At 57.5% G+C, this 21,998-nt stretch carries 25 protein-coding genes; 15 read left to right on the top strand and 10 right to left on the bottom strand.

The window, feature by feature from the left end:
- The first annotated feature begins 64 nt into the window (after positions 1–64).
- Positions 65–322 carry an ogr/Delta-like zinc finger family protein gene (locus AB1J88_RS02410; RefSeq protein WP_081794887.1) on the top strand — a complete coding sequence of 86 codons (258 nt, stop codon included), beginning with the start codon at positions 65–67 and terminating at the stop codon, positions 320–322.
- A 40-nt stretch (positions 323–362) separates the two neighbouring features.
- Here AB1J88_RS02410 and AB1J88_RS02405 read toward each other — a convergent pair whose 3' ends face one another.
- Both AB1J88_RS02405 and AB1J88_RS02400 read right to left on the bottom strand, forming a co-directional pair.
- Positions 363–548, bottom strand: a complete 186-nt coding sequence (locus tag AB1J88_RS02405; RefSeq protein WP_430290094.1) for a hypothetical protein — start codon at positions 546–548, stop codon at positions 363–365.
- A gap of 101 nt (positions 549–649) precedes the next feature.
- Positions 650–1,000 (bottom strand): helix-turn-helix domain-containing protein, encoded by a 351-nt coding sequence (locus tag AB1J88_RS02400; RefSeq protein ID WP_236181535.1) that lies wholly within the window; start codon positions 998–1,000, stop codon positions 650–652.
- An 84-nt stretch (positions 1,001–1,084) separates the two neighbouring features.
- Here AB1J88_RS02400 and AB1J88_RS02395 point away from each other — a divergent pair, with 84 nt between their 5' ends.
- From AB1J88_RS02395 to AB1J88_RS02360, 8 genes are all read left to right on the top strand, one after another.
- Positions 1,085–1,297: a DNA-binding protein gene (locus tag AB1J88_RS02395; RefSeq protein WP_064381033.1), complete on the top strand. Its 213-nt coding sequence runs from the start codon at positions 1,085–1,087 to the stop codon at positions 1,295–1,297.
- 29 nt (positions 1,298–1,326) lie between these two features.
- Positions 1,327–1,806 carry a YmfL family putative regulatory protein gene (locus AB1J88_RS02390; RefSeq protein ID WP_236181536.1) on the top strand — a complete coding sequence of 160 codons (480 nt, stop codon included), beginning with the start codon at positions 1,327–1,329 and terminating at the stop codon, positions 1,804–1,806.
- Entirely contained in the window at positions 1,803–2,168 is a 366-nt protein-coding gene (locus AB1J88_RS02385) for a hypothetical protein (RefSeq protein ID WP_085654362.1), read from the top strand. Before AB1J88_RS02390 ends, AB1J88_RS02385 begins: the two co-directional genes overlap by 4 nt.
- A 73-nt stretch (positions 2,169–2,241) precedes the next feature.
- Positions 2,242–2,475, top strand: coding sequence for a hypothetical protein (locus AB1J88_RS02380; protein ID WP_064381040.1), 234 nt, complete (start codon positions 2,242–2,244; stop codon positions 2,473–2,475).
- 4 nt (positions 2,476–2,479) lie between these two features.
- Positions 2,480–5,275 (top strand): toprim domain-containing protein, encoded by a 2,796-nt coding sequence (locus AB1J88_RS02375; protein WP_430290093.1) that lies wholly within the window; start codon positions 2,480–2,482, stop codon positions 5,273–5,275.
- Positions 5,276–5,291: 16 nt separating this feature from the next.
- A complete protein-coding gene (locus AB1J88_RS02370) occupies positions 5,292–5,585 on the top strand; it encodes a hypothetical protein (RefSeq protein WP_430290092.1) in 294 nt (97 codons plus the stop codon).
- 63 nt (positions 5,586–5,648) lie between these two features.
- Positions 5,649–5,945: a hypothetical protein gene (locus AB1J88_RS02365; RefSeq protein WP_430290091.1), complete on the top strand. Its 297-nt coding sequence runs from the start codon at positions 5,649–5,651 to the stop codon at positions 5,943–5,945.
- A complete protein-coding gene (locus AB1J88_RS02360) occupies positions 5,942–6,217 on the top strand; it encodes a pyocin activator PrtN family protein (RefSeq protein ID WP_025111104.1) in 276 nt (91 codons plus the stop codon). The genes AB1J88_RS02365 and AB1J88_RS02360 overlap by 4 nt, the downstream gene beginning before the upstream one ends.
- 1 nt (position 6,218) lies before the next feature.
- On the opposite strand, the gene AB1J88_RS02355 is transcribed toward AB1J88_RS02360, so the two are convergent.
- Entirely contained in the window at positions 6,219–7,343 is a 1,125-nt protein-coding gene (locus AB1J88_RS02355) for a site-specific integrase (RefSeq protein ID WP_430292651.1), read from the bottom strand.
- Between the two features lie 102 nt (positions 7,344–7,445).
- On the opposite strand from AB1J88_RS02355, the gene dusA reads away from it, so the two are divergent.
- Entirely contained in the window at positions 7,446–8,456 is a 1,011-nt protein-coding gene (gene dusA / locus AB1J88_RS02350; RefSeq protein ID WP_430290090.1) for a tRNA dihydrouridine(20/20a) synthase DusA, read from the top strand.
- 52 nt (positions 8,457–8,508) lie between these two features.
- On the opposite strand, the gene AB1J88_RS02345 is transcribed toward dusA, so the two are convergent.
- Positions 8,509–9,342 (bottom strand): undecaprenyl-diphosphate phosphatase, encoded by an 834-nt coding sequence (locus AB1J88_RS02345; protein WP_430290089.1) that lies wholly within the window; start codon positions 9,340–9,342, stop codon positions 8,509–8,511.
- 507 nt (positions 9,343–9,849) lie between these two features.
- Here AB1J88_RS02345 and AB1J88_RS02340 point away from each other — a divergent pair.
- The 3 genes from AB1J88_RS02340 (at position 9,850) to AB1J88_RS02330 (ending at position 13,299) form a co-directional block, all read left to right on the top strand.
- On the top strand, positions 9,850–10,590 hold the full coding sequence (locus AB1J88_RS02340; RefSeq protein WP_430290088.1) for a winged helix-turn-helix domain-containing protein: 741 nt from the start codon (positions 9,850–9,852) through the stop codon (positions 10,588–10,590).
- A gap of 279 nt (positions 10,591–10,869) precedes the next feature.
- Positions 10,870–11,514 (top strand): winged helix-turn-helix domain-containing protein, encoded by a 645-nt coding sequence (locus AB1J88_RS02335; protein ID WP_041074648.1) that lies wholly within the window; start codon positions 10,870–10,872, stop codon positions 11,512–11,514.
- 390 nt (positions 11,515–11,904) lie between these two features.
- A complete protein-coding gene (locus tag AB1J88_RS02330) occupies positions 11,905–13,299 on the top strand; it encodes an undecaprenyl-phosphate glucose phosphotransferase (protein ID WP_430290087.1) in 1,395 nt (464 codons plus the stop codon).
- A 772-nt stretch (positions 13,300–14,071) separates the two neighbouring features.
- Here AB1J88_RS02330 and AB1J88_RS02325 read toward each other — a convergent pair.
- From AB1J88_RS02325 to galE, 6 genes are all read right to left on the bottom strand, one after another.
- Positions 14,072–16,150: a YjbH domain-containing protein gene (locus tag AB1J88_RS02325; RefSeq protein WP_367085174.1), complete on the bottom strand. Its 2,079-nt coding sequence runs from the start codon at positions 16,148–16,150 to the stop codon at positions 14,072–14,074.
- A complete protein-coding gene (locus tag AB1J88_RS02320; RefSeq protein WP_430290085.1) occupies positions 16,147–16,908 on the bottom strand; it encodes a capsule biosynthesis GfcC family protein in 762 nt (253 codons plus the stop codon). Before AB1J88_RS02320 ends, AB1J88_RS02325 begins: the two co-directional genes overlap by 4 nt.
- Entirely contained in the window at positions 16,905–17,570 is a 666-nt protein-coding gene (locus AB1J88_RS02315; protein ID WP_430290084.1) for a YjbF family lipoprotein, read from the bottom strand. The genes AB1J88_RS02320 and AB1J88_RS02315 overlap by 4 nt, the downstream gene beginning before the upstream one ends.
- Positions 17,571–17,578: 8 nt before the next feature.
- Positions 17,579–18,640 (bottom strand): polysaccharide biosynthesis/export family protein, encoded by a 1,062-nt coding sequence (locus AB1J88_RS02310; protein WP_096797780.1) that lies wholly within the window; start codon positions 18,638–18,640, stop codon positions 17,579–17,581.
- A 144-nt stretch (positions 18,641–18,784) separates the two neighbouring features.
- Positions 18,785–19,021 carry a hypothetical protein gene (locus tag AB1J88_RS02305; protein WP_003226528.1) on the bottom strand — a complete coding sequence of 79 codons (237 nt, stop codon included), beginning with the start codon at positions 19,019–19,021 and terminating at the stop codon, positions 18,785–18,787.
- Between the two features lie 231 nt (positions 19,022–19,252).
- Positions 19,253–20,269 carry a UDP-glucose 4-epimerase GalE gene (gene galE / locus AB1J88_RS02300; RefSeq protein ID WP_103368819.1) on the bottom strand — a complete coding sequence of 339 codons (1,017 nt, stop codon included), beginning with the start codon at positions 20,267–20,269 and terminating at the stop codon, positions 19,253–19,255.
- Positions 20,270–20,658: 389 nt separating this feature from the next.
- Between galE and galU the strand changes: the two genes are divergently transcribed.
- The gene (gene galU / locus AB1J88_RS02295) at positions 20,659–21,492 is read left to right on the top strand and encodes a UTP--glucose-1-phosphate uridylyltransferase GalU (RefSeq protein ID WP_430290083.1); all 834 of its coding nucleotides are present in this window, start codon (positions 20,659–20,661) and stop codon (positions 21,490–21,492) included.
- 36 nt (positions 21,493–21,528) lie between these two features.
- A complete protein-coding gene (locus tag AB1J88_RS02290) occupies positions 21,529–21,933 on the top strand; it encodes a mannose-1-phosphate guanylyltransferase (RefSeq protein WP_108183318.1) in 405 nt (134 codons plus the stop codon).
- Positions 21,934–21,998: the final 65 nt, after the last annotated feature.

The raw sequence follows: 21,998 nt of genomic DNA, 5'->3' as shown, positions 1-21,998 counted from the left end.
GTAGCGGATGCCACTACAAAATGTGGCAATATGGTGGCGATCAGCTGCCCCTGGGGAGGGACATATGCGAGTGACATGCAAGTGTGGAAACAAGGGATTAATCCGGGATAGCAAGCCGCAATCGCCAGATTTCGTGACGCTCTATTGCCAGTGCCTGGACGTCCAGTGCGGGCATACATGGGTGGCCCATTTGACGTTTTCCCACACGCTGAGTCCATCAGCGCAGACCTTCGACCGATTGCTGTTCGATCGTCTTCGGGAAATGCCCAGGGCTAAACAGCGGGAGTTGTTCGAGCAGCTCGGGGCGCAGGCAGTTGCGTGACAGGTCAATCGCCGACACCGAAACGTCGGCGATCAAGACATCAGCTGTTGGCTGACTCTTCAGGATTGATGGCAAGAATTTCAGATAGCCGACGAAGCTGACCTTGCTCCTTTTCACTCAATGACCGGTAAAGGACTATGAGGCGGCGTTCCGCTTTGCTCAGGGTGTGCCATTCGAACTCGGCGAATCCCAAGCAAAGAGGTTCTTTTTTGATGCGATCCAACATGCTGACTACTCCATAAAGTGCATGGCTGAATCGGCATTGACGGGATGAGGACCGACTTTAGAACGTAGGGGCGACCATTGTCGTACAAGCTATGTAACGGGTTAAGTCTTCTGACGGGCTGCGTCGTCAGCCATTGCTTTCAGAAACCGGCGGATTGCCTCTTGGTCACCGGGAGTAATGCTCCGGTATTGAGCAATCAAGCAGTCCTCTACTTCTGAAAGCGCTTCATTCGGGAGCGTGGTACGGATGCCATTGACGATGAATGCAACGTCAAAGCCCAGCTCGCTTGCTGCGAGGCTTAGGTAAGACGCGGGGGCATCACTCGCCCCAGATTCATAATTTCCTTGAGTTCGTTTTGAGACACCAAGTTTTTCAGCTAGCTGATCTTGCGTCAGCCCAGCCTGGGCACGCAATTGTCGCAAGCGGGCGCCAATCTCTTCGGACAGGGTCAATTTTTTTCCACTCAGATATTTACAATGGCAGTTTTTTGCCACATCCTGCGCTCGTCATCACACGAAAACGCAAGGAATTGCACTATGCCCAACACAACCATCACCGAGCAAGCCCGCATACAAGCGCGTGAAGCGCTGGAGAAGCGAGGCCAGACCGCGAAGAACTTTGCTGAATTGAACAACCTGAATCCCAGCACCGTATACGCGGTGCTGAGTGGTCAGAGCCATTGTCGCCGTGGGGAGGCACATCGCGCCGCCGTTCTACTGGGTATAAAAGACGGCGTAATAGAACAGTAACGATCTGTATTAACAGGGAACAGTAGAAGATGAAAAGCCCAGTTCTAAAGACGCGCAAGGAAGCAATGCGCGAGATCATTCGCAGTTTTCCCGAGGGACGCGAAGGCGCTGCCGATCACTTGGGAATGAAAGTCAAAAAGTTCGACAACCACGCCTACGAGAATGCCGGTTGCAGTCCACTGACGGATGTCCAGGTTTACATGCTGGAGCAAGCCAGCGGCACTAACCACTTTCCGAACTACGTGGCGCAAATGTATGGCGGTTTGTTTGTGGCCGTTGCCGACCCGGAGAAGCTGGACAACGTCGAACTGTATGCCCGGTCGGTGCAGGTATCGGCCAAGCGCGGTTGCGTTGACCAGGCGATTGCCCAGGCATTGGAAGACGGCTCTATCAGCATGGATGAAGCCGAACACATCCTTGCTGCTCACAACCTCCACATGGCCGCACGTCACGCTGAAGTGCTGGCCGCTATCGACCTGTACCGCGCCAAACCAGGGAAAAACCAATGAACAATCTGCTTGCCGTACAGGAGTATCAGGACATGCTCAAAACCGCGGCTTTTGCGTTTCTTGAACGTCATCAGTGCGAACACCTGGGCGACGATCAGCAACTGTTCAAACGGGCTGTTCAGCACCTTGTAACGGATTACAACGCCACGCCGCAGCACGCCGAACGCCTGGTGCATCTGGCCAACAGTGAAATGTCAGCGGTCAGCGATCGGCAGCGACTGGATGTTATCAACAGCACATCCACGCACACCGTGATTTTCGATACCGCCACCGGCAACGCCTGGGCAATCCCGGTCAGCCTGATCTACGAACGCATCCTCATTGCTCCCGATAACGGGCGCTTTCGCATCACCGCTTCCTAACACCTAACCAAAAAATCCCCGATCCCCATTGCCGTGGGTTTGGGTGAGCTGCGCCCGAAATTGAGGTTTGACGATGGAAAACGCCCTGAATATCAACGCAAAACTGACGCCTGTAGAGGCTCAAGCGCTCTTGGCCAACCTGCGCGAGCAGTACCGTCTCAGCTTCAACGAACTCTGGTACGCAGACCAATTCCGCCTGATTCCCGATGGCCTGCGCCACGGCTCAATCCTCGCCCACTGCCCCGTGATGGCCGCTCAGAAACACCTGATTGGCGCCCTCTCCTACTGCCTCAAGAAAGCGAAGTAACCCCATGAAAGAGCAACTGCGCAGCGACGTGATCGAGCGCCTGAAAACCGATTACGGGCTCAAGCATCGGACGAGCACTGACTACATGCGCGGCGGCACCTGCCCGAAGTGCCGTCAGAAAACGCTGTACACCCGTTTTGATGCTCCGTGGTTGGTTATCTGCGGCAGACCTGAAAAATGCGCTCACACCCTACATGTGAAAGAGCTGTACGAAGACCTGTTCGAAGACTGGAGCAAGCGTGCGCCGGCCACCGACCAACACCCCAACGCGACCGCCCGTGCCTACCTGGAATTCGCCCGAGGCTTTCGCATCGAGCTGATCCAGGGCTGGTTCACCCAGGAAAGCTTTTACTCCCCCGACCACGACGCCGGCAGCGCCACCGTGCGCTTTGCACTGGCGAAAGGCGGCTGGTGGGAACGCCTGATCGATCGGCCGCACCGCTTCGGCAAGATGAAAGCGCGCTTCAAATCCAAGGACAGCTATCGCGGCGTCTGGTGGTGCCCGCCCTGCATGGACCTACTGGAAGCGAAAGAAGTCTGGATTGTTGAAGGCATCTTTGACGCCATCGCACTGGTGCACAACGACATCGTCGCAGTATCGGCCATGTCCTCGAATGCCTTCCCTGAAGAATCACTGCGAGCCCTCGCCCGTGACCGCGACGGCAAGTTGCCCAAGCTGGTCTGGGCACTCGACAACGAGTCGGGCGCCCACGCCTACACCAAACGCTGGGCGAAGCAGGCGCGAGCGCTGGGGTTCGTCTGTGAGGCGGCGCAGATCCCGCTGCGTGACGGCCGCAAGACCGACTGGAACGACCTGCATCAGCGCTGGAGTTTCATCGAAGACGAGAGCCAACGCGCCGACCAGATCGCGGCTGATCTGAAACAGGCGCGTCACCTGGGCGCCCTGCTGCTGGCCGAAAGCGCGGCCGAAAAAGCGTTGCTGATGTACGACTGGAACAAGCGCGGTGAATTCCACCTGGGCTTCGGCAGTCGTCTGTACTGGTTCAAGTTGGACATGGAGAAATTCAACCGGGCGATGCAGGACATCGAGGACAGCGAGAACCACGACGACCAACTGCTCAACCAAGCACAGCAACGCGAGAAAGCGCTGCAGCAATCGGGCAGCGTGGTCGAGATTGCCAACTGCTACCCGCAAGCCCTGTATTTCCAGCGCAACGAAGTGACGGACGAGTCCTGGTATTACCTGCGCGTCGATTTCCCGCACGACTCCGAAAGCGTAAAGAACACCTTCACCAGCGGCCAGCTTTCAGCCGCCAGCGAATTCAAAAAACGCCTGCTTGGCATGGCCGCCGGCGCCATGTACACCGGCAGCGGTCAGCAACTGGACAAGCTGATGAAGGACCAACTGTTCGGCATCAAAACCGTGTCGACGATCGACTACGTGGGCTACAGCAAGGAATACGCCTGCTACGTCTACGGCGACCTGGCGATCAAGGACGGCACGACCTACAAGGTCAACAGCGAGGACTATTTCGAGTTCGGCAAGCTGCGGCTGAAGACCCTGCAAAAAGGTGTGCCGATCAAACTGCAGCGCGATGGCAAGGACTTCAACGAAGCCTGGCTGCCGTTGCTGTGGACCTGCTTCGGTGCCCAAGGCCTGGTGGCCCTGGTGTTCTTTTTCGGCTCGTTGTTCTGCGAGCAGATCCGCGCACGCTACCAGTCGTTTCCGTTTCTGGAAGCCACCGGCGAGGCCGGCGCCGGCAAGACCACCCTGCTCAACCTGCTGTGGAAACTGCTCGGCCGTGAAGGCTACGAAGGCTTTGACCCAATGAAGTCGACGAAAGCCGGTCGCTCGCGGTTGATGGGCCAGGTGTCGGGCATGCCGGTGGTGTTTCTGGAAGCCGATCGCCACGGCGATGATCGAGCCCACGCCAAGACCTTCGAATGGGACGAGCTCAAAGACTTCTACGGCGGCGGCACGCTGGCCACCAAGGGTGTGAAGACCGCCGGCAACGAAACCTACGAACCACCGTTTCGCGGGACGATAGCCATCAGCCAGAACGCCGCCGTGGTCGCCCATGAGGCGATCATGACCCGAATCGTCAAGCTGCATTTCATCCGGCCAACAGTGACGCCGCAAAGCCGCGCTGCAGCGGACAAGCTGAACGCCCTGGACGGCGGCACGCTGAGCCACTTCCTGATTCGGGCCGTCGGTAAGGAATCAGCTGTGCTCGAGCTGTTCGCCCAACGCATGCCCGAACACGAAGCCAGGCTGCGCCGCCTGCACACCCACTGCTTTGCCTGCGGTACGGAGTATCCCAACGAACAAGGCAACTGCAGCAGCTGTGGATACGACCTGCGTGGGTACATCCGCGTCGAGCGGATCAGCAAAAACCATGCGCAGTTACTGTCGCTGCTCGATGCCCTGCGCCTGGTCCTGAAACTGGACGAACCCCAGGTTGCCGCCACCCAGCGCCAGATCGTGCGCATGGCCATTGAGCGCCAGGCCTCGATCAGCTCCGACCATCCGGCGGTGGCCGAGTTTTGGGAGGTATACGACTACCTCCAGTCGCTCAGCGAAGACCCGGTGGTCGACCACAGCAGCGACCCGAACGTCATCGCGATCAACCTCAACGAATTCAGCGAACGTGCCGCCGAACACAAACAGAAGCTGGCCGACGTGGCCACGTTGCGCGACCTGCTCAAGGAATCCCGTTCGCACAAATTTCTCGATGCCAATAAGGCCGTGCACAGCGCGGTACGTGCGGCATTGAACGCCAAAACCCCACTGGCGCCAGGCCGTCCGACGACGGTCAAGTGCTGGATCTTCAAAGCGTGAAAAGGAGGCTACACCGATGCAAGTTCAAGTCTTTATGGGTAATGCCGGCGACGGCAACACGAACAAGCTGCAGGAGATCATCGATCGCCTGAATGCGTTGGGGAAAGGCCAACCGGTGATTCAAGCCGGGGCTTATGGCGAGGACGGGCTGCTGCAAATTCTTGAAGTTCGTGCTGCAGGTGGCCAGCGCGAAATCCTGGTGGAATCATGCAGCCCACAGCAGATTTTGAGCGTACTGGAATGGCAATCCTGTACCGAGGAAGACCCGAATTACGCTGACCTGGTTATTCACCTGGCCCGTCGGGACTGACGGAATAGAAGCGATGTCGAGGAGTTGCAGCTCCCCGACATCAACCACCACTGAGGCAACACCATGGAAGCAAGGCACCAAAGCAGCAGTGATATAAAGGCTAACACACTCAACAACAGTGACCCGCATGCACGGCATCTGATGGCTATCAGAATCGTAGGTACAGCGCTGTTTGATTATCGCGTACGGAAAACTGAAGCAGCGCGGATCCGGCTTGAATGCCTTACCAATTTCGCTAAGGAGTTGGGCGACATCGATGCGGCAGAGTTCGCTGTCGTCGCGCAACTACTGGCAGGCAAATCAACAACCGACCGCCCCCCAACTGATCGAACTTACTCACTCGAAGGAATCGCACTATGAAAACGCTCTTTGTACTGATGGCCCAATACAATGGCCAAGTGGTAATTCCCTTGGATCGAGTGTGCCAGGATTATTTCACGCACCTGACAACGGATATGTTTCAACGAAAGGTTGGTGCCGGGCAGATAAAGCTCCCGATTACTCGCATGGAGCCGAGCCAGAAAAGTGCGAAAGGTGTTCATATTGCAGACCTGTCGGCCTACCTGGATGAACAGCGCGCTGCAGCAGTCAAAGAAAGTAATCAACTGAATAGCGCGCCGCGCAGCAGCTAATTCACTTCAACGTTTTGGCGCCCAGTTTTACGGGCGCCTGCAGGATGCGCTCGAACCATTCCCAAGTTGCATATACGTCCCCTCGCCCGCGCAAGTGGGTATAACGACGCATTGAGTTCCAGTCTCGATGGCCCGACACGCTCGCCACTCGCGGAATATCCCAATCCATTTCAAAAAGACGACTGACGCCTTCGTGGCGCAGATCGTGAAAGTGCAGATCTTCGATGCCCAAGATTTTGCAGGCCCTTGTCCAGGACGTCGACACGGATTCAGCGCTGTAAGGAAAGATCTCAGGCAACACTTTAGGCATGGTCTGAAGGATCTTCCATGCTTCTGGCGGCAAATGACACCAGACGTCGTTACCGATTTTTTGCCCAGGGTTCTTCATGTCACGAACTAGAACCCGATGGCCTGCTTCATCCAAGTCATCCCACCGGATCCGGGTAATCTCTTCTTGCCTACGTGTGGAAAACAACGCGAAGCCAGTCAGCTTTAGCATGTTGATAGAAGTCGGACGACGGCTTTGAATACTCCGGAAGTGCGTCAGCAATTTGTCGAGTTCTTCCAAGGTGGGCCGGCGATCGCGCTCGCGGCTTTTCATGTTGTAACCGAGCTTTTTCAACACTCGGCGAGCGTCCGCCATTGCGTGCGGATCCACCTCATACCCCCAAGCAGGCCGAGCTATCGAAAGAACCGCGCCCAAGTGTGCAAGATCGTTGCCGGCGGTTTGAGGCTGAACGCCCCCGCCCTCCTTGCCCATGCGCCATAACGCATATTCGACCAGGTGCTGGCTGCTCACATCTCTGTCGTTCAACTTCCCCAGGTAAGATTCGCTGATCGCCTTCAACGTGCCGAGCTTCGTTTTCCCGAGAGGGCGCGCCTTGGTCATCTCGGTCAAGTACCGATCAATCATTTCCTTGATCGTCGCACCAGGTCGGTTTGCCCGCTCGATCGCACCTGGTTCGTCCAGTTCGGTTTCTCTTTTACGCACCCAAGCCTGTGCGGCCTGTTTTCGGGCGAAGGTCTGACTCTCTTGGTAAACTTGCGTCCCATCGCGAAACAGGCGTATCTGTGCCGTGTAACTGGTGCTGCCGTCGGTGCGTTTCCGTGCTCTGATCGTGGCCATTGTCAACTGGTACAATTTGAAAAGTGATTGGTACATTGTACCAACCGACCTTAGAAAACGCCTATTTACCCCCTGAAACCGGCTTAGAACACGTAGAGCAAAATGGTACAGAATTCAGCTACATACCCAATAAACACATGCTCTACGCTGTCTAGAAGGTTCTCCGTTGCGCCCATGATGGATTGGACTGATAGGCATTGCAGATACTTCCTACGCCTCCTGTCGAAGAACGCCCTGCTCTACACCGAAATGGTCACCACCGGCGCCCTCCTCAACGGCGATCACGAACGTTTCCTCCGTCACAACGAAGCCGAGCATCCGCTGGCGCTGCAGTTAGGCGGTAGTGTTCCACTGGATCTGGCCGCTTGCGCCCGCATGGCGCAGGAGCATGGTTACGACGAGGTGAATCTGAATGTGGGCTGCCCGAGTGATCGGGTGCAGAACAATATGATTGGTGCGTGCCTGATGGGGCATCCGCAGTTGGTGGCGGATTGTGTGAAGGCGATGCGCGATGCGGTGTCGATTCCGGTGACGGTGAAGCATCGGATCGGGATCAATGGGCGGGACAGTTACGCCGAGTTGTGTGATTTCGTCGGGACGGTGCGGGATGCCGGGTGTACCAGTTTTACCGTGCATGCGCGGATTGCGATTCTGGAGGGGTTGTCGCCGAAGGAGAATCGCGACATTCCGCCGTTGCGTTATGACGTGGCGGCGCAGTTGAAGGCGGATTTTCCGGAGCTGGAGATTGTGCTGAACGGCGGGATCAAGACGATGGAGGCCTGCCATGAGCATTTGCAGACCTTTGACGGTGTGATGCTTGGGCGTGAGGCTTATCACAATCCGTATTTGCTGGCGGAGGTCGATCAGCAGTTGTTCGGCAGCAGCGCGCCGGTGATCAGCCGGGCCGAGGCGCTGGCGCAGTTGCGGCCGTATATTGCCGAGCATTTGCAGGCGGGCGGTGCGATGCATCACATCACCCGGCATGTGCTGGGGTTGGGTACCGGGTTCCCGGGGGCGCGTAGATTCCGCCAGTTGTTGTCGGTGGATATTCACAAGGCCAAGGATCCGCTGGCGCTGCTGGATCAGGCTGGCGAGTTGCTGCAAGGGCGGTGATGCCCTCCCTCCGTAAAACGCGCCAGGCGGGTTGATCCGCCTGGCGTGCGCATCACCCCGCCGCTGCTTCCGTCCAGTTGACCCAGCCAAACACCCACGTCGCCAGAATCAACAAGCCAAACGCGATCCGATACCAGGCGAACGCCGCATAACTGTGGTTGGCGATGAATTTGAGCAGGCCGCGCACGGCGATCATGGCGAAGATGAAGGCGATGACGAAACCCAAAGCGAACACTGGGAGGTCGCTGGCCTGGAACAGGTCACGGTATTTGTAGCCGGAGTACACCGCGGCGCCGACCATGGTCGGCATGGCGAGGAAGAACGAGAACTCTGTGGCGGCTTTCCGGGACAAGCCGAACAATAAACCGCCGATGATGGTCGAGCCCGAGCGCGACGTGCCGGGAATCATTGCCAGGCACTGCACGAAGCCGATTTTCAACGCGTCTGACCAGCGCATGTCGTCGACATGATCGACGCTCACCACATGGCTGCGCTGTTCGGCCCACAACATGACGATGCCGCCCAGCACCAAGGCCATGGCCACGGTGATCGGGTTAAACAGGTATTGATGGATTTTGTCAGCGAACAGCACGCCGAGGACCACCGCTGGCAGAAAGGCAATCAGCAGGTTGAGAGTGAAACGTTGCGCATTGCGTTGGGTGGGCAGGCCTTTGACGATGTCGAAGATCTTCGGGCGAAACTCCCAGACCACGGCCAGGATCGCCCCCAGTTGAATGATGATGTTGAACGCCATCGCGCGTTCGCCGCCGAAGTCCAACAGGTCGGCGACGATGATCTGGTGGCCGGTACTGGAGATCGGCAAGAACTCGGTCAGGCCTTCTACCGCGCCCAAAATCAACACCTGGATAAAGGTCCAGAAATCCATTAATCCTCCGTCAGAGCGCTCTTGCTGAGCGACCGGTCAACTGTATTCAGGAATTGAGTATCTGAAGTTAAACAATCGGTATAACGCGACACCCATTGCCTGATCAGGCGACGGAGAATATGTCTTATCAAAAGACACACTCAAGCCATGTTAATAAACGTCCGCCTACGAACTACCCGAAAAATATTTAGGCCTATAGTAGAAAAAAGTTCGATTCGCCAATAAAGTGTGAACCAGCTCACACTGTCTCAGGATCGTGAACAGTGGCAATTGGACATGAATAAAGCCATCGCCATAGATTCAAAATAGTGGCACAATTCCACAATGCCACCATGTAACGACTAGTTCACAGCCCCGAGAAAATCAACTAAAAGCTTGAAATGCTTAATTATTGTTAGAAAACTCGGGAGCCACGTCTAAAAATCGCGTGAATGTTACCAATTGTCAGTCACAGATGAGAACCGGTGCTTTAACATCCCGATGTCAGCACCTAATTCGAGTCAATGCATGATGCTCTCAGGGAACTTGGCGACTAGAAGTCCGCGCCCGACGAACGACGTACCCGGTGTTCTTACTCTGGGTCGTACCCGTGGCGTGGCCGAACATTTCAGGGCGCTGATCGCGAAGCACGTACACACTGATATGGCACTTGAGGCCGGTTCGTACACTAGTTCCTTCAACAATGAACTTTCTGGTCCGTATCGCGCCATCTTCATCGTTATCGACACTCCGCAAGCGCTGGAAGACAATCTTGCGCTGATCGAAAGCCTGCGCAGCGACAACTTGAAGCCGATCATCTGCGCGGTCATTACCGGTCGCGGCGCATTCAACAAGATCAAGTATTTTCTGGCTGGCGCCGACGCGTGTATCAAACTCAATACCCTTGCCGACGAGGGCGACGAGTTGCTCGGTGAGTTCTTCAACAGTGAAGAATGGCAGCGGGATATCAATCTGACGCTCGACCCTACGCGTATCTGCCTGCTGGGCAGTCCCCGTCAGAAACTCGACATCTCGTTCGCCGAGATGAAGATCCTGGAAGCCTTTGCGCAGACCAGCAATCACATTCTCAGCCATGATGAAATCGCCAGCATCATGGGGCTCAACACCCATTTCTACGACCCGAGAGCGTTGGAAAAATCCATCAGCCGCTTGCGTGGAAAAATCAAGGACATGTATGGTACGAACGCGATTCAGAGCATCCGCGGCTACGGCTATCGCCTGATGCGGGGTCTGATATCGACTGCCTGACTCTCGGGCAGCCATCCTCTTTGCATAATTACGAAGGATCGTCATATGCAACCATACCGCTCTAGTTGTACTTCACATCTAATTATAATCAAGCCATTGAATGAGCACGGCTACACCGAACCATAACAATAAACTTCACAACATAGCAGCAGAACGAGTGGAACTTATCGAGGGCCATTTTAAGCCCAGACCCTGCCTGTCGATTACTTCCGAGGAAGTCATTGCTCGCCTGCCGATTTATCTTTTCGCCCATTTTGGTGCACATTTTAGGAGAGAGACATGGAAACGAGTACAACCCTCCCGAGAAAATATTTTGTCGTCGTGACTCACAGTACAACGTCGCAGCGTGAACTTGAGAGCATTCTGTCCAGCGAGCGCTTCAATTCGTTTGGCACGTCTCAGGCACAAATGTTTATTGAAGGTGCTACTTCGCCCTCTTCCGCGCCCATGCTGATGGAGTTCTCTTACCCAAGCGGCACCCGCAAACACGTGGCCCGCACGATTGAACACGACACCCAGCGCATCCTCGCCACCCTCGAATCGGAATGGCTGTCCGCACAATCGGCGAAGCCGTTTCAAAGTGCAGAGAGCGACAATCGCACTGCCGCCATTGAGGACGCTGCCACTGGCAACACGACCTGGCATCTGGACGATGATCAAGGCGCCCTGATCAAGGAAGGCGTCGAAATCAGCCTGACCGGACTGGAAACCGCGCTGGTGCGCAAAATGCTCCATCACGAAGAGCGCGTTGTCAGTCGCGACGATCTGATCCTCAGCATCGGCCGTGAACCGGAGCAATATCGTGGCCTGGAGATGTGCCTGAGTCGCCTGCAGGACAAGTTCAAAAGCGCCAGTAATGGGGAGCGATTGTTCCGTGCCGTAAGAAACCGCGGTTATTGCCTCATCCAGGAAATCGTTGCGTAAACACGCACGATCTCCGCGAACAAAACAAACAGAAAACAGTGCGATTACAAAAACAACAAGAGCACTCTGTTTGACTTCACCTCCCTGGTAAATAAAAGTTCCCTGCCTCCACCCCTCCTACAGTAACAAACACAACATCATTTATTCACCCCTTGCTCCACGACCTTTTCTAACAGCCTTGTATTCGATTATTCGAAAGTTGGCACAGTGCCACCTTGTTAGAACTCGTCAGACACCCTCTCCGGCAATAACTTAGTCTATTGATTGACGACAGTTCGGCCTATCGACGTTGTTACCTCAGGACACTCGTCCAATAACAACAACAAGCCTATCTAGCAACTCGGACTTTAACTGTCGAAACCTGAATGGACGTATTTCTGGGGATATCTCATGGAACTCTCTCTACGGATCAATCGAAATAACGGCCTCAAGGGACTTACCTTCTGGGGCCAATGGGCATTGGCGCAGGCTTTCATTGTTGCGTTGTTATTCATACTGGCTGAACGGCACACAGGCACCGTCGAGTTCTATTACCGCCTGTGCGCGACACTGGCGGTATTGGCCTCGGTACCGGCGTATACGTTTAGCGGCGTGTACCGCAAACAGGACAATTACCTGACGGGTCTGGGACGTCTGTTCATGGGCTGGTCGATGACCATGCTCGCGCTGGCCGGCATCGCGTTCGTGTGCAAGGCCGACGAGGTGTTTTCCCGTGAAGTGACGCTAAGCTGGGCGGTGTACGGCTTCCTCGGTCAGGCGCTGCTGTATGCGCCGCTGCATGCGTTTTCCAAGTACTACCAGCGTTCCCGCACCAGTGCGCAGAAAACCCTGATTGTCGGTACGGGTGAGTTGGCGCTGGGCCTGGCGCAGAAGATCAGTCTGGTGGAAAACCTGCCATTGGTAGGTTTGGTCAGCAATGGCACGAAACCGGTTCTGGATTCGGATGCACCGCGGGTGGTGGGCGATCAGGAAGATCTGCTGCAACTGATCAAGGATCATGACATCCGCCGTCTGTACATTACCCTGCCGCTGGCGGAAGCGGCGAAAATCGAAGCGATGTACGTCGATTTGCTCGGGGCCAACGTTGATGTGGTCTGGGTGCCGGACTTGAACAGTCTGACCCTGCTCAACCATTCGGTGAAGGTCGTGGATGGTCTGCCGGCAATCTGCCTCAACGAAAGCCCGCTGACCAGCCGCCCTACTGCTGCGTTGAGCAAAAGTCTGGTGGAAAAAGGCGTGGCGCTGCTGGCGATCATTCTGTTGAGCCCGGTGCTGCTGTTCATCGCGCTGGCGGTGAAAATCAATTCGCCGGGGCCGGTATTTTTCAAGCAGGATCGTCACGGCTGGAACGGCAAGGTGATTCAGGTGTGGAAATTCCGCTCGATGCGCGTGCACGATGATCGCGAGGTGGTCCAGGCCAGCCGCAATGACTCGCGGATTACCGCCGTCGGGCGCTTCATCCGCCGCACCTCGCTGGATGAGCTGCCGCAGTTGTTCAACGTGCTGCAGGGGCAGATGGCCCTGGTCGGCCCGCGCCCTCACGCTGTCGCGCACAATCACTACTACTCGGGGAAAATCCTCGCGTACATGGCTCGTCACCGAATCAAACCGGGCATCACCGGCCTGGCGCAAATCAGCGGCTGCCGTGGCGAGACCGACACCCTCGACAAGATGCAGCGTCGGGTGGAGATGGATCTGCATTACATCAACAACTGGTCGTTGTGGCTGGATCTGAAGATCCTGGTGAAGACGCCGTTTACGCTGTTGTCGAAAGATATTTATTGATGGGCTGGTGACAAGCCAGGCGATACCGCAAGGGGACGAAAGTCCCCTTTTTTGTGGGCGGGATTTGGGTAGTGGGTCAGGCTGTTGCGAAGGTGGCAGTGCCGACGCCTTCGCGGGCAAGCCCGCTCCCACAGGGGATCTCGGCATGGATCGGGATATGTGCCTCACCACAAAACACTGTGGGAGCGTGGCTTGCCCGCGATAGCGGTGGGTCAGGCAGCACAGATGTTGAATGTGCCGACGCCTTCGCGGGCAAGCCCTCTCCCACAGGGGATCTCGGCATGGATCGGGATATGTGCCTCACCACAAAACACTGTGGGAGCGTGGCTTGCCCGCGAAAGCGGTGGGTCAGGCAGCTCAGATGTTGAATGTGCCGACGCCTTCGCGAGCAAGCTCGCTCCCACAGGGGATCTCGGCATGGATCGGGATATGTGCCTCACCACAAAACACTGTGGGAGCGTGGCTTGCCCGCGATAGCGGTGGGTCAGGCAGCACAAATGTTGAATGTGCCGACGCCTTCGCGAGCAAGCCCTCTCCCACAGGGGATCTCGGCATGGATCGGGATATGTGCCTCACCACAAAACACTGTGGGAGCGTGGCTTGCCCGCGAAAGCGGTGGGTCAGGCAGCTCAGATGTTGAATGTGCCGACGCCTTCGCGGGCAAGCCCGCTCCCACAGGGATTGGGGTGTAGATCAAGATATTTGCTTCACCCCCGAACCACTGTGGGAGCGTGGCTTGCCCGATCCCACAGGTCCCGAGAAGGCTCTGGGTTTACTCGGTAATCTTCGAGAAGTTGCGATAGAACATGTCACCCTCGCGGCTATCGGTCATCGAGTGCAGCTGGAAGCTGCGATTGAGCCTGGCGCCGCCGTCACGGGTCAGAGGGGCCCAGACCAGATTGGCGCGGCGCATGGTCGACATGCTCATCATTTCGTCGAACGGGATCGACAGGTAGATGCCCTTGTCGAAACTACCCTCCCCGTACTCGGCACTGCCAGCCGTGGTGATCGTGGCCCAGGCACCGAAGCGCACGCCGTTGAAGAACTCGCGGGAGATGTCCAGCGTACCGCCCCAGTCGCCGGCCAGATAACGACCGACGCTGACCGCAGCCAACGTGTCGTACGGCAAGTCGGTATAACCCGTGATGTGCCCGGTCCAGATCGAGTAGTCGCGCAGGCCGAAACCCTGGTCGAACTCGCGCTGGCGCACGTAGTTCAGATCCGCCCCCACCGACCAGCGCTCGCCGGTCGGCCGGAACAGCACCTCACCGCCGACGCCGGCAAACATCGACTCCAGATAGCCGCCGTAGACCATGCCATACAGGTCCTTGTCCAACTGCTCGGCATGGCTGACCTGAAATAACGGCATGGTCACTTCCGAGGTGGTCAGGTACTGACGCAAATCGGTACGCACCCGCGGCAGGCCGCTCGGCGCATCGTAGGTGAACTTGTCGAAGTTGTTCACCAGGTTGGCACTGAGCAGGCCGTTCCACCAGGTGTTGCGGTTGAAGCGGTACTCGGCGTCCGCATCGGCGCTGAATTGATAGAGCAAGCCATCCGGGCCGCCGACGTTCTGCTTGAAGCCCAGGCCGACGCCATAGTTGAAGTGCTGCGGCGCTTCGCTGTAGAGGGTTTTCTCGTTGTGCGGCATCGCCGGATTGATCTCGGTGGTGCGGTGCAACGACTCCAGCGGTTCCTCGTTGTTGATCACTTCGCGGAAGGTCTGGCGCGGCACGCTGGTCTCTTCCAGCGGCAGGTCGTAACGCTTGTTGACCACGGTGAACCAGTTGATGTCGTCGTTCACACTGTTGTCGAGAATCCGGCTCGCGCGGCCGACAGCCTTCGACGAATGGAAGTAGCGCTGCTGCTCGCCGTAGACGATCAGCTCGGAATCACGCTGGCTGATGCGCTCGACCTTATAGCCGGCATTCTGCTGCAGGCGTTGCGACACGTCGGCCCAGTTGACCTGTTCCATCGGCGTGGTCGGCATCTTCGCCGGCAGCGGTTCCGGCGTCGGATCGTAGGTCTTGGCCGGCGCCTTGCGGCTGACGAAATTGGTGTGGAAGGTGATGCCGAACATCGCCGTGTTGCCCCGCTCCCACGCCGCGCTGACGTCCACCGAATCCGCCACCTTGAACACCGCGCCGAAGTTGATCGGCGAGTCTTGCTTGATCACGTTGTCCTTCGGCTCGTGCTTGTAGTCGTTGCCTTCGTATTCGAGCTTCAGGCTGAGTCGATCCCACGGCGTCTGATAGCTCACACCACCGAAGAACGACGGCCTACCGCGAAAGTACGAGCCGGAGTTGACGTCACCGGTACCCTCAAGGGCCGGCCGGGTGTCGAAGCGATCACTGACGTAACCCAGCGGGTTGTCGAGATCACCGCGATTACCGAGATAACCCCAGGCAATACCGGCGCTGAAATCGAAATTGTCGAAGCGCTTGTTGGCGACGAAAAACTCACTGGAGAACAAGCCCGTACCACCGATGTCTCGGAAGCCCAGCGCGACTTCCGGCGCCCAGTGGCTTTCCTGCCACAGCCGGACTTTGGCGTCGACCGCCTTGTCCTTGTAGCTCTGGCTGCCACTCAGCGCCTCAGAGCCGTACGGCCGGTTGGTGATCGCGGTGTAACGGAACGAGCCTTCGAGCCAGTCCAGCGGCTGCAGCGACACGCTGTAGCGGCTGTAAGGCTCGGTGCGGTTGGCGTTGACGCTCAGCTCTCCGGCCGGAGCCATGCGCGCGGTCGGGGTCTGCAACAGACCGGTGCCGCCGAAATCATTTTGGGTAATACGCGGCTCGGCATGCACCAGACCGCACGGCAATAACAACACAGCTGCAAAACGTAACTTCAACGAACCACCTCAGCCAGCTGCGTGGCAATCAATTCGGCCAACTGCTGATTCAGTTCAGGAACAGGCGGATCCAGATCATCGTTTTTCACCGGCACCAGAATCTTGCTGCCGGCCACGGGGAACTGCCCGCTCTCGCGATTCCAGTGGGCGATACCCACGCGCCGGACCGCACCATTGGGCTGGATCAGCCACAGGTAATCGGCCTCGGCATCGTCCAGCGGCGTGCAGCTTTCCAGATACTCACGCGCCTCCAGCAAGGGCTGATAAGGCAGGTGGCAGGTCTCGGCAACCGCGCCCAACACTTGCACCTCGTCGACCCGTTTCGGGTAGATCAGCCAATCGCCATCGTCGAGACGAATGTTGCGCGCGAAGCCGACTTCCACCGCGACCGGATCGAGGTCCGCCACCTGACGCCCGGTGACCGGCATTTGCCGCACCTGCTCGGCCAGGCGCAGCGCCAGCGCCGCGCGGCTCGGGCGGTCAAACAAAGACGCCATGCGCTGCAACACATCGAGATCAAACAACACCCCGGCCTTGAGCCGCGCCTGCTGTTCCAGCAACGACTGGCGCAGCAACACGCCGGCCAGCCAGTAACCTTCGGCATTCGGTACGGCCACGCTGATCACGTCGAGCAAGCGCCCGTCCGGAGGCAATTCCACCGGCCCCGGGTTGGCGACATCGCCGCTGACCGTGACCGCTGCCTGACTGACGCCGCTGAGCAACAGCAGCCCCGCCGATAACATCCGTAAGCGCTTCACGGCAGATGCCTGCGATCAGGGGTCAGTTGCACGATGCGCACGCGCATTTGCGTGGTCAGTTGCTGCTCGCTCTGCAGGATGAAACCGTCCAGCGGATCGACCCAGTAATGGTTGGTCGCGCGCAGACCGATGGCCGGGACGTCGATGCGTTCGTCGACACGCAGCACGGTGTATTCCTTGTCGAGAATGTGCAGGGTTTGCGTGGAACGGCGGGAGAACCGGCTGTTGACGATCAAGCCGACTTCCTGGCCCTTGTACAGGTCGATCCAGCGCTGACTGGTGAAGCCGTCGGCGACCTGATGCAGGCCACGTTTGAACGGCGCGTTGTCAGCCAGCCGCGTGCCGTCCAGATCGCCCTCGACACCGAGGCCGATGGTGCGCACGGCGAGGCCGTCACGCAGCAGCAACACCTGTTTGCCGGAGGCGACCCAGAACTGCAGGTCTTCACGCTCGCGCACCAGCGCCAGCACCCCGGAGCCGGACGGTGTGGTCAGTTTGACTTGCGGATACTTGACCTCGGCCACCTGCGCCGCACTCACGTCCAGCTCGTCCGGGCCGATCACCGCCGACTTGAGGTTGCGCACCGAAGCGGTCATCAGCGGGTTACAGCCACACAACATCAAGGCCGCCATCAGGCAGACGCCCACTTTCAAGGTTTTCACGGTCGGCCTTATTTGCTGTTGTTACTGAATTCGCTCCAGTTCTTCGCAGCGGAAGCCCCGGTCCCGACAATCGATGCCGACGGCACCAGTTGGCTGATGAAGCGGTTCCAGCGCGTGACGTTGGCCGGGCCGACGTACACCACATCCTGCGGACGCACTTCAAAGTGCGAAGCGAGTGCCATGGCGGTCGGCGACTGGGCTTCCAGTTGATAGATTTTCGCCGGCTCGACATCGAGGTTTTCCACCCCGCGAATCACGTACACCGCGTTGCCGTTGGAGGTGGTCTGGCTCAAGCCGCCGACCGAACCGAGCACGTCGGAGAGGTTCATCGTCGCAGTCTTGAAACTCAGCGCACGGGGCTGATTGACCTCACCCATGACGTAGATGCGCTTGTTGTCGTTGTACGGCAGATACAGCTGATCGCCGCCCTTGAGGAAGACGTGCTGCAACTCGGAATCCTGCTGGTTGAGCGAGTCGAGATTGAGCGGATACACCCGGCCATTGCGGGTCAGCAGCAGGCCCGACAGATCGGCGTTGTTGGTGTCGATGCCGGCAGTGCCGAGGGCCTCGACCACGCTCAGCGGGTTGGTGGAAATCGGCTGCGGACCGGCTTTGGCCACGGCACCGGAAACCACCACTTTCTGACTGGCGAAACGCAGCACCGCGACATCCACCTGCGGCTCGGCGATGAACGCCGACAGGCGTGTTTCGATGTCCGAGCGCAGCTGTTGAATAGTCTTGCCGGCCGCCTGCACTTCCTTGATGAACGGGTAGTACAGCGTGCCATCGGAGCGCACCAGTCGACCGTTGGCGTCGATCTGCTGTTGTGCCCCCGATGGCGCGGTCAGCTCCGGGTGATCCCAGACCGTGATGTACAGCACATCGTTGCTGCCGATGCGGTATTCCGCAGGCGTTGCCAACAGTTCCGACGGAACCGTCTCACGCTTCTGCGTGGCACGGGTCATCGAGATCAGCTTGGGCGTGATCGGGATCAGCTCGACCCGACTGCTTTCGCTGGCGCCCTGGCGCGTGATGTCGCCGGTGCTCAGGTATTGGCCGGGGGAAAACATGCAACCTTGCAAAGCGATACTTGCCAACAGCAAAAGAGAAAAACTACGAGTCATAATGGCACTACGCTATTCAAGGGCGAATCTAAAAATAAAGTCACCCGACTTGCGTCGGGCGACCCTGTACTGCACTAACAAATGTTCCTGTTAGTTGTGCGTGCCGGTGGTGCCGGTAGTACCGGTGGTGCCAGTGGTACCGCCGTTGGCACTTCCGCCGCTGTTGGACGCCGCGACTGCACTGGCAACCATTGCAGTACTGGCAGCAGGCGCTGTAGAAGCCGCAACACTGCCAGATACATTGGTCACCGCAGTTAGCGGCGCTTCAGCAGCGGACGCCCAGTTGCTCAACATCGTCAACAGGGCAATCGCCATCACTTTTTTCATATCAACTCCTTTCTAACATTCGACCTGTTAAAAACCGGTCTTTGTTAGCGGTGGTAGCGTTCAAGTCCGCGAAAAGCGCGAACAAGATCCGTCGTTCTTTCACAGTCTTACCCAACTGATAAAAGTCGAACGGCAGGTTTATATCTACGGACTTGCAAAAGGCATTTCCAGCGTATTTTCCCGACGATATCTAACAGCTGACCGAAACTAACATTCAGTATTAGAACGACATCATTCGAGATAACCGCGTGGATGATTCGATTGCCAGCGCCAGGTATCGGTGACCATGTCCTGCAGACTGCGCGTGGCTTTCCAGCCGAGTTCTTTTTGCGCTTTCGAGGCGTCGGCCCAGCTCTCGGCAATGTCCCCGCTGCGCCGTGGCATCACCCGGTACGGCACCGGACGTCCACTGGCTTGTTCGAAGGCATGCAGCACTTGCATCACGCTGTAGCCGTCGCCGGTGCCAAGGTTCCAGGTATGAATGCCCGGACGGTCGGCAATCGATTGCAAGGCTTTGAGATGGCCATCGGCGAGGTCGACGACGTGGATGTAATCGCGCACTCCGGTGCCATCGATCGTCGGGTAATCGTCGCCGAAAATCGACAGTTCCTGCAGGCTGCCAACCGCGACCTGGCTGATGTAAGGCAGCAGGTTGTTGGGGATGCCGCTGGGGTCTTCGCCCATATGCCCGCTGTGATGCGCGCCGATCGGGTTGAAGTAACGCAGCAAGGCGATGCTCCAGCGCGGCTCGGCCTGGCTCAGGTCGCGCAGCACGTTCTCGACGATCAGCTTGGATTGACCGTAAGGATTGGTCGGAATACCGGTGGGGAAATCCTCGCGGATCGGCATCTGCTCAGGCTCGCCATACACCGTGGCCGACGAGCTGAACACCAGCCGGAACACTCCGGCCGCCGCCATCGCCTGACACAGCGTGATGCTGCCGCCGACGTTGTTCTCGTAATAATCCAGCGGCTTGCGCACGCTCTCGCCGACGGCTTTGAGCCCGGCAAAATGCAGCACCGCGTCGATCGCATGCTCGCGGAAGATCCGGTCGAGCAACGCCCGGTCGCAGACATCGCCGCGAATCATCAACGCGCTTTTGCCGCAGATACCTTCTATCGCGTGCAATGCCGCATCGCTGCTGTTGCAAAGATTATCCAGTACAACAACTTCATAACCTGCTTCAAGCAGCGCAAGTGTGGTGTGCGAGCCGATATAGCCGGCGCCACCCGTTACCAGAATCTTCATAGCGCGGTCCGTCATTGGATAAGTGACAAGTAGCCTGTCAAGTCCCTTTCATTGAATCTGTGGCGCACCACACAAATAAGGACGACAACAGCCTTAAACAAAATTAGTTCAACCACTGGCAATAAATATTTTTGCAGGTCAAACTGTATTGCCCGGTACTTATTAGCACCTCGAGTGCACTCATCACTATCAACAGATACCGACTAAAAATAACCAATAACGCTATAACCGACATCTCATAACATTGTCAGGTTTTACCCTCCGCACTAATTGCCATTAACAACCTGACTCAGGTATTAAAGTACTCGTTCAATAATCATTGAAACTTGTGCACCTTCGTAAGTGTGCGCATCCGTTGCCTGTGTTCCATGACTGTCCAGGATACTTTTATGATTCGTAAATGTTTGTTCCCCGCTGCCGGTTACGGCACGCGTTTCTTGCCGGCGACCAAAGCCATGCCGAAAGAAATGCTGCCGATCGTCAACAAGCCGTTGATCGAATACGCCGTTGAAGAAGCACGGGACGCCGGCCTGCAACACATGGCCATCGTCACCGGTCGGGGCAAGCGTGCGCTGGAAGACCATTTCGACATCAGCTACGAACTCGAACACCAGATCCGCGGCACCGAGAAAGAGAAATTCCTCGCCGGCACCCGCGAGCTGATCGACACCTGCACCTTCTCCTACACCCGTCAGGTGGAAATGAAGGGCCTCGGTCACGCGATTCTCAGCGGCCGCCCGTTGATCGGCGATGAACCTTTCGCCGTGGTGCTGGCCGATGACCTGTGCCTGAACCTGGAAGGTGACGGCGTGCTGTCGCAGATGATCCAGCTGTACAAAAAATTCCGCTGCTCGATCGTCGCCATTCAGGAAGTCCCGGCTGACCAGACCCACAAGTACGGGGTGATCGCCGGCGAACTGATGTCCGAGGGCATCTACCGGGTCAATAACATGGTGGAAAAACCGGCGCCGCAGGATGCCCCGTCGAACCTGGCGATCATCGGCCGCTACATCCTCACCCCGGACATCTTCGACCTGATCGCCGACACCCAACCGGGCAAGGGCGGCGAGATCCAGATCACCGACGCGCTGATGAAACAGGCACAGAACGGTTGCGTGCTGGCTTACAAGTTCAAGGGCCTGCGCTTTGACTGCGGCGACGCCGAGGGTTACCTGCAGGCGACCAACTTCTGCTACGACAACGTCTACCTCAAAGGCCGCTGAACGGTCCCCGCCCACTTCTCTTTTCAGGAGGCAACCATGAACATGGCACAGCATGCAGCAGAGATTGAACGGGAGGTGGGCAACCTCGGGGTGGTGAGCTGGCTGTCACGCCATCAGCCGTTGCCCAGCGCCAACGAGTCGTGGCTGGGGAGTATTCTGCTGGTGGAACGCATCGGCATGTTTCCTTCGTCCGGCGACATTCGCCGGCCGCTGGCCGATCCCTATCCCCTGCTCGCCCATCTGAAACACCTGTATGCCGAGCAGGCGCTGGAAATGGATGACCGTGATGGCCTGAAAGTGATCTTCAGCGACTGGCGCTTCCGCGTACGCCTGTGCTGCAACGAGCCGGCGATCATCATCAATGTCGAGACACGGTGTGCGACGCAACTGATGCCGCAGAAGACTGCGGAGCTCCTGAGCCAGATAGATAACTTCAAATAAAACACCACCCCTGTAGGAGCTGCCGAAGGCTGCGATCTTTTGATTTTGTATCGAAGAGCAAGATC

This window comes from Pseudomonas sp. S8, from assembly GCF_050473925.1.
Classification (GTDB): Bacteria; Pseudomonadota; Gammaproteobacteria; order Pseudomonadales; family Pseudomonadaceae; genus Aquipseudomonas; species Aquipseudomonas parakoreensis.
The sequence above is the reverse complement of the archived record's forward strand: the minus strand, read 5'-3'. Positions and strand labels throughout refer to the sequence as shown.

What these genes read in the sequence shown, in the direction of transcription:
- AB1J88_RS02360 (WP_025111104.1), top strand. Translation starts at nt 5,942, where the DNA reads ATGAAAACGCTCTTTGTACTGATGGCCCAATACAATGGCCAAGTGGTA.
- galE (WP_103368819.1), bottom strand. Translation starts at nt 20,269, where the DNA reads ATGAAGATTCTGGTAACGGGTGGCGCCGGCTATATCGGCTCGCACACC.
- AB1J88_RS02340 (WP_430290088.1), top strand. Translation starts at nt 9,850, where the DNA reads ATGATGCTCTCAGGGAACTTGGCGACTAGAAGTCCGCGCCCGACGAAC.
- AB1J88_RS02370 (WP_430290092.1), top strand. Translation starts at nt 5,292, where the DNA reads ATGCAAGTTCAAGTCTTTATGGGTAATGCCGGCGACGGCAACACGAAC.
- AB1J88_RS02405 (WP_430290094.1), bottom strand. Translation starts at nt 548, where the DNA reads ATGTTGGATCGCATCAAAAAAGAACCTCTTTGCTTGGGATTCGCCGAG.
- AB1J88_RS02355 (WP_430292651.1), bottom strand. Translation starts at nt 7,343, where the DNA reads ATGGCCACGATCAGAGCACGGAAACGCACCGACGGCAGCACCAGTTAC.
- AB1J88_RS02365 (WP_430290091.1), top strand. Translation starts at nt 5,649, where the DNA reads ATGGAAGCAAGGCACCAAAGCAGCAGTGATATAAAGGCTAACACACTC.
- AB1J88_RS02345 (WP_430290089.1), bottom strand. Translation starts at nt 9,342, where the DNA reads ATGGATTTCTGGACCTTTATCCAGGTGTTGATTTTGGGCGCGGTAGAA.
- AB1J88_RS02385 (WP_085654362.1), top strand. Translation starts at nt 1,803, where the DNA reads ATGAACAATCTGCTTGCCGTACAGGAGTATCAGGACATGCTCAAAACC.
- AB1J88_RS02335 (WP_041074648.1), top strand. Translation starts at nt 10,870, where the DNA reads ATGGAAACGAGTACAACCCTCCCGAGAAAATATTTTGTCGTCGTGACT.
- AB1J88_RS02290 (WP_108183318.1), top strand. Translation starts at nt 21,529, where the DNA reads ATGAACATGGCACAGCATGCAGCAGAGATTGAACGGGAGGTGGGCAAC.
- AB1J88_RS02390 (WP_236181536.1), top strand. Translation starts at nt 1,327, where the DNA reads ATGAAAAGCCCAGTTCTAAAGACGCGCAAGGAAGCAATGCGCGAGATC.
- AB1J88_RS02305 (WP_003226528.1), bottom strand. Translation starts at nt 19,021, where the DNA reads ATGAAAAAAGTGATGGCGATTGCCCTGTTGACGATGTTGAGCAACTGG.
- AB1J88_RS02380 (WP_064381040.1), top strand. Translation starts at nt 2,242, where the DNA reads ATGGAAAACGCCCTGAATATCAACGCAAAACTGACGCCTGTAGAGGCT.
- AB1J88_RS02410 (WP_081794887.1), top strand. Translation starts at nt 65, where the DNA reads ATGCGAGTGACATGCAAGTGTGGAAACAAGGGATTAATCCGGGATAGC.
- dusA (WP_430290090.1), top strand. Translation starts at nt 7,446, where the DNA reads ATGGTACAGAATTCAGCTACATACCCAATAAACACATGCTCTACGCTG.
- AB1J88_RS02375 (WP_430290093.1), top strand. Translation starts at nt 2,480, where the DNA reads ATGAAAGAGCAACTGCGCAGCGACGTGATCGAGCGCCTGAAAACCGAT.
- galU (WP_430290083.1), top strand. Translation starts at nt 20,659, where the DNA reads ATGATTCGTAAATGTTTGTTCCCCGCTGCCGGTTACGGCACGCGTTTC.
- AB1J88_RS02395 (WP_064381033.1), top strand. Translation starts at nt 1,085, where the DNA reads ATGCCCAACACAACCATCACCGAGCAAGCCCGCATACAAGCGCGTGAA.
- AB1J88_RS02310 (WP_096797780.1), bottom strand. Translation starts at nt 18,640, where the DNA reads ATGTTTTCCCCCGGCCAATACCTGAGCACCGGCGACATCACGCGCCAG.
- AB1J88_RS02330 (WP_430290087.1), top strand. Translation starts at nt 11,905, where the DNA reads ATGGAACTCTCTCTACGGATCAATCGAAATAACGGCCTCAAGGGACTT.